Below are 3,485 nucleotides of genomic sequence, written 5' to 3'. Positions count from 1 at the left end.
AAGCGACCGCCCCACATCTGGTTGGAGGATTTCGTCTCGGAATTGCCGTCAGCCATGAAGAATGCCCGCCTTGGAGAATGAAATGCCCGACCAGAAGAAATCCCCCCCGGCCGTGAAACTGTTCGCGCTCGCCGCCCTGTTCGGCGTGATCGTCGGTGCGGCAGCGGTATACGTGAAGGAGACCGGGTCTGGCAATGGTGAGGCAGCCGAAACGACCAGTGCCAGCTGCCCGCTGACATCCGCCAAGGTCGCATCGCTGACACCCTTCATGAAGGGGCAGGTCGCCGCCATGTCGCCGGCGTCGTCGCCGCGGCCGATCGCACTCGACTTCAACGGGCCGGACGGCAAGCCGACCAATGTCTCGGCCTTTGCCGGCAAGACGCTACTCGTCAACCTCTGGGCCACCTGGTGCGTGCCCTGCCGTGAAGAGATGCCGGCGCTCAACGCGCTGCAGAAATCGCTCGGCAGCGACAAGTTCGAGGTGGTGGCGATCAACATCGACGTCGGCGACGACGAGAAGCCGAAGGCGTTCCTCGACGAAACCGCGGTGCACGAGCTTGGCTACTACCGCGATGCGTCGATGGGCGTGTTCAACAACATGAAGAAGGAGGGCCTTGCCTTCGGTCTGCCGGCAACGCTGCTGCTTGATGACAAGGGCTGCCTGATCGGCTCGATGAACGGCCCGGCCGCCTGGGACAGCGACGACGCCAAGGCGCTGATCACGGCTGCCGTTGGAGGGTAGGGCTAACTCCGGGTCGGTGCGCCCTCACGCATGGCGCGCCTACAGCGACCCCACCTCGGAGCGAGATGCTCTGTTGTCGCGCAGGAGGTGCCACTGAACTTTGTGTGGCATGAAATGTTTGGCCGCGGCACGTTCCCACAACGGCGTCGGATGGTCGCCGACGATGAAGATGTCGGTCGGCGGCAAGGCCGGGTCCATGGCGATCGTCGCGACGCCGTCAAAAACGCCGGCCCACAACTCGGTCAATTCGCAGACGCGCCTGTTGGCTATCGCGGCGTCGTTCCCGCCGCACTTCAGGTTTCCGTCCGGATCCGGCACGTAAGGTATGTGGGAGTTCAGCGTCAGCCAGTACACGAATTTCCGCTCGGTCGGATGTTTCAGCAGACGATCACGGACAGCGCCGGCGATATCATCGTCGCACAAACCCGCAAAGACGCTGCCGCAGCGCTGACCAAACCGATCGCCGGCGGTCGCGAGGCTCTCCAGAAAGTGCGATTCCTGAAAACCGATGCTCGGATACCAGGTCTGCCGTTCGAACATCTGTTGAGAAAAGCCGTGATAGGAGATGGTGCGATAGCCGCGATCGACCATGGCGGCGGGGACGCAATCGTAGCTCCTGCGGTCAAGATAGTCCGTATGATCGCCCCATTGACCGCAAAGTTCGCGGGATTCGGCCCCGGTCGTTGAGCCCTGGAAGTTGCTGAGGCCGCTTGAAAGCGTATAGCGCCCGGTTTTCAGGGCAGGCTGGAGGCGCTCCGAGAGAATTGCCGCGTGGGCAGGGTCAGCCAACGCGCCAAGCCCCTCGACCATGACGAACAGCACGTTGCGGCCACTCTCCGCGATCGTTGCGGGGTCAAAATCAGTGATCGATAAGGCGCTTTCAAATGATTGAGCGGGTTGCTTGAGGAACGGGCGGTTGACGTATTGCTCCACCGCCACCACGCCGATGACAACCAGAACCGCCGGCAGTACCGTCGCGCCATGCAAGGCCTGCCGATTGCGATTGACCAGGCAGGCAATCGCGACGCCATTCGCGACAAAAAAGCCAAAGACCGCCACATAGAAGGCCGATGAGGTGAGATCCAGGGAGGCCATGTAGCGGACCGACTGGAGCGCCGCAGCGGGCGGCAAATGGAACGCCGCCATAACCACTAGACCCAGATCGATCACGGCAACGAGCGGGAAAATGAGGAAAGCCAGCATATGTCCGGTGCGCAGTGCGAGCAGGCCGGCAAACAGATAGAGGAGCGGTGAAATCGCTCGGACGGCCACATAAAATGGCAGCACCAGAAGCATCACAAGATTGGGCGCCAAGCCGAGGATCAGCGCCAGGCGCCACGCCTTCGCACTCGACAATGAGGGGACCAACCGCATTGCGATTGTGGATATGGCTTTCGAACGCATGGTCTCTCCCGGCTGACGGGGAGAGGTAACAGTCCTGTCTTTAGATTAGATTACCATTACTGCGTGAATTCGATCGGATTATTAATTTTTAGTTGCAGCGCGGAGTGCGCCTTTCTTGTCGTGCGTGATGCCTGCTCGGCTCCTAGCGGGTCGGAACCGGCACTTCGCCGCGATAGTCGTAGAAGCCGCGCCCGGATTTGCGGCCGAGCCAGCCGGCCTCAACATACTTCACCAGCAGCGGGCAGGGGCGATACTTCGAGTCCGCCAGGCCGTCATAGAGGACCTGCATGATCGACAGGCAGGTGTCGAGGCCTATGAAGTCGGCAAGCTGCAACGGTCCCATCGGATGGTTGGCGCCAAGCTTCATCGCCGTGTCGATCGCTTCGACCGAGCCGACGCCTTCGTAAAGCGTGTAGATCGCCTCGTTGATCATCGGCAGCAGGATGCGGTTGACGATGAACGCCGGGAAGTCCTCGGCGACCGTCACGGTCTTGTCGAGGGTGGCGACGAATTCCTTGGCGGTCTTGAAGGTCTGCTCGTCGGTGGCGATGCCACGCACGAGTTCGACCAGCTTCATGACCGGAACCGGGTTCATGAAGTGGATGCCCATGAAATGCTCGGGACGATCGGTGGCCGAAGCAAGGCGGGTAATCGACAGCGAGGACGTGTTGGTCGCGAGGATCGCCTCCGGCTTCAGGATCGGACATACCTGGCCGTAGATCTTGCGCTTGATCGTTTCGTCTTCGGTGACGGCCTCGATCACCAGGTCGGCCTGCGACAGGTCGTTGATATCGGATGAGCCCTTGATCAGCGCCAGCGCCGCCTTGCGGGCCTCGTCGGTCATCTTGCCGGAGGATACCTGGCGGGCGAGGTTGCCGTTGACGGTGGCAAGCCCTGCTTCGATCCGGTCAGCGGCCAGATCGTAGATCTGTACCTTGTATCCGGCGATTGCCGAAACATGCGCGATGCCACAGCCCATTTGCCCGGCACCAATAATTCCGACCGTCTTGATCATCGCAGCGAACATCCATCTTCAAGGGTTGGCGGTGGGGCCGCCGTCAGACATGCAAACCGGGCCGGTTTGGCCGGCCCGGTAGATTGTTAATGCCAAGTCCGCGCTTTTGCCAGCCCTTTTCAGGGGCGCGGCGCAGGGTCATCGGCGAAGGCTTAAAGCGCCTTCTGCAACTCCGGCAGAGCGTCGAAGAGATCGGCAACCAGGCCGTAGTCGGCGACCTGGAAGATCGGTGCCTCTTCGTCCTTGTTGATCGCGACGATGACCTTCGAATCCTTCATGCCGGCGAGGTGCTGGATGGCACCGGAGATGCCGCAGGCGATGTAG

Annotated in this window: 4 protein-coding genes; 1 reads left to right on the top strand and 3 read right to left on the bottom strand. The window is 61.3% G+C overall.

What is annotated here, in order from left to right; all coding sequences use genetic code 11:
* Positions 1-82: 82 nt before the first annotated feature.
* Positions 83-742 carry a thiol:disulfide interchange protein TlpA gene (tlpA, locus tag VGO04_RS31920; protein ID WP_327500002.1) on the top strand — a complete coding sequence of 220 codons (660 nt, stop codon included), beginning with the start codon at positions 83-85 and terminating at the stop codon, positions 740-742.
* A 39-nt stretch (positions 743-781) separates the two neighbouring features.
* Here tlpA and VGO04_RS31915 read toward each other — a convergent pair whose 3' ends face one another.
* From VGO04_RS31915 to VGO04_RS31905, 3 genes are all read right to left on the bottom strand, one after another.
* A complete protein-coding gene (locus VGO04_RS31915) occupies positions 782-2,146 on the bottom strand; it encodes a sulfatase-like hydrolase/transferase (protein ID WP_327500001.1) in 1,365 nt (454 codons plus the stop codon).
* 142 nt (positions 2,147-2,288) lie between these two features.
* Positions 2,289-3,161 carry a 3-hydroxybutyryl-CoA dehydrogenase gene (locus tag VGO04_RS31910; RefSeq protein WP_327500000.1) on the bottom strand — a complete coding sequence of 291 codons (873 nt, stop codon included), beginning with the start codon at positions 3,159-3,161 and terminating at the stop codon, positions 2,289-2,291.
* A gap of 152 nt (positions 3,162-3,313) precedes the next feature.
* The coding region (locus VGO04_RS31905) for an electron transfer flavoprotein subunit alpha/FixB family protein (RefSeq protein WP_208601684.1) at positions 3,314-3,485 on the bottom strand (172 nt) is incomplete at its 5' end.

Origin of the sequence: Ensifer sp. (assembly GCF_035999185.1) — a bacterium.
GTDB lineage: Bacteria > Pseudomonadota > Alphaproteobacteria > Rhizobiales > Rhizobiaceae > Ensifer.
Note: the sequence above shows the minus strand (reverse complement) of the source record. Positions and strands in the feature narration are given on the sequence as shown.